This is a genomic window from Allosphingosinicella sp., from assembly GCF_036387215.1.
Taxonomy (GTDB): domain Bacteria; phylum Pseudomonadota; class Alphaproteobacteria; order Sphingomonadales; family Sphingomonadaceae; genus Allosphingosinicella.
Window position 1 is genome coordinate 1 of the sequence record NZ_DASVUE010000072.1, and the last position, 1,997, is coordinate 1,997.

The following is a 1,997-nucleotide window of genomic DNA, read 5'->3' on the forward strand; positions in this document are numbered from 1 at the left end:
ATCCATGCGCGCACTCACCTGGCAGGGCCGCCACGACGTCCGTGTCGACACCGTTCCCGATCCCGAGATCGTCAATCCGCGCGATGCGATCATCAAGGTCACTTCGACCGCCATCTGCGGATCGGACCTCCACCTCTATGACGGCTACATTCCAACGATGCGCGCCGGCGACATCCTCGGTCACGAGAATATGGGCGAGGTAGTCGAGGTCGGATCGAAGAGCACCCTCCAGAAGGGGCAGCGGGTGGTGATCCCCTTCACAATCTCCTGCGGAAATTGCTTCTTCTGCGGCAAGCAGCAATTCTCCGCCTGCGACAATGCCAACCCGGCGACCACGTCCGACATGTCGGAGACGCTCTACGGCCACCCGATGGGCGGCGCGTTCGGCTATGCGCACCTCACCGGCGGCTATGCCGGGGGCCAGGCCGAATACCTGCGCGTGCCTTATTCAGACGTCGGGCCGGTCGTGATCCCCGATGGGCTCAGCGACGATCAGGTGCTGTTCCTGTCCGACATCCTCCCCACCGGCTGGATGGGCGCGATCAATGCCGAGATCGAGCAAGGGGACACCGTCGCCGTCTGGGGCTGCGGCCCGGTCGGCCTGTTCGCGATCCAATCCGCGTTCGTGCTTGGGGCGCACCGGGTGATCGCGATCGACCATTTCCCGCGCCGGCTCGAGCTTGCGAGGCAGATGGGCGCCGAGGTGCTCGATTTCCGAGAAGTCGACATTCGCGAGGCCTTGGCCGAGATGACCGGCGGCATCGGCCCAGACGCCTGCATCGATTGCGTCGGCATGGAGAGCCACGGGCTCGGCATCGACAATTTGGCCGATCACGCCAAGGTCTGGCTGAAGCTCGGCACCGACCGCCCCGCGGCCTTCCGCCAGGCGATCCTCGCCTGCCGCAAGGGCGGCCGCGTCTCCGTCCCCGGCGTCTATGGCGGCATGATGGACAAGTTCCCGGTCGGCGCCTTCATGGAGAAGGGTCTCACCATGAAGACCGGGCAGACCCACGTGCAGAAATACACTGCTCAGCTCCTGGAGCTGATCCAGGAGGGCAAGCTCGACACCACCTTCATGATCTCGCACCGCGCGAGCCTTGAGGACGGGCCGGACATGTACCGGCACTGGCACGACGATCAGGATGCCTACACCAAGATCGTGCTGAAGCCGGGCCTTCCGAAAGGCGAAGTGAAAGTCACCAAGGAGCAGCAATATGAGCCAGCGTAAGTTCGCGATCGTCACCGGGGCGTCCACCGGCATCGGGCTGGAACTCGCCAAGCTTGCCGCGCAGGACGGGTACGATCTCGTGGTCGCGGCCGACACGCCGCTTGTCGATGCCTCGCGCGAGCTTCAGGGCCTTGGCGTCGAGGTGCGGAACGTCGAGACCGATCTTTCCACCTTCGAAGGCGTGGATCGGCTGCTTGCCGCCGCCGGCGGGCGTCCGGTAGACGCGCTGTTCGCCAATGCCGGCCACGGCCTCGGCCATGCCTTCCTCGAGCAGGATCCGGCCGAATGGCGGCACGTGATCGACACCAACATCACCGGCACCGTCTATCTCGTGCAGAAGGTCGCCCGGGAGATGGTGGCGCGGAACGAGGGGCGCATCCTGATCACCGGCTCGATCGCCGGCCACATCGCCGGCGCGTTCCACGCCGTCTACAACGGCTCCAAGGCGTTCATCGACAGCTTCTCCGATGCGCTGAACAACGAGCTCAAGGACACGGAAGTCACCGTCACCTGCCTCAAGCCCGGCGCGACCGAGACGGAGTTCTTCCACCGCGCGGACATGGACGACACCAAGGTCGGAAGCTCCAGCAAGGACGATCCCGCGGATGTCGCGAGGACCGGCTACAAGGCGATGATGAAGGGGGAGCGAAGCGTCGTCTACGGCCTCATGAACAAGCTCCAGGTCGCCGGCTCCAAGGTGCTTGGCGGCGGCGTCTCGGCCGAGATGCATCGCGGCATGGCCGAGCCCGGAACGGCGAAGGAATAAGCC

2 protein-coding genes are annotated in these 1,997 nt (G+C 65.1%); both read left to right on the forward strand.

Annotation, left to right across the window (positions count from 1 at the left end):
* The first annotated feature begins 4 nt into the window (after positions 1-4).
* On the forward strand, positions 5-1,228 hold the full coding sequence (locus VF662_RS03250; protein WP_464137643.1) for a zinc-dependent alcohol dehydrogenase: 1,224 nt from the start codon (positions 5-7) through the stop codon (positions 1,226-1,228).
* Positions 1,215-1,994 (forward strand): SDR family NAD(P)-dependent oxidoreductase, encoded by a 780-nt coding sequence (locus VF662_RS03255; RefSeq protein WP_464137640.1) that lies wholly within the window; start codon positions 1,215-1,217, stop codon positions 1,992-1,994. The genes VF662_RS03250 and VF662_RS03255 overlap by 14 nt, the downstream gene beginning before the upstream one ends.
* Positions 1,995-1,997: the final 3 nt, after the last annotated feature.

Coding starts and splice junctions, on each gene's coding strand:
- VF662_RS03255 (WP_464137640.1), top strand. CDS start 1,215: ATGAGCCAGCGTAAGTTCGCGATCGTCACCGGGGCGTCCACCGGCATC.
- VF662_RS03250 (WP_464137643.1), top strand. CDS start 5: ATGCGCGCACTCACCTGGCAGGGCCGCCACGACGTCCGTGTCGACACC.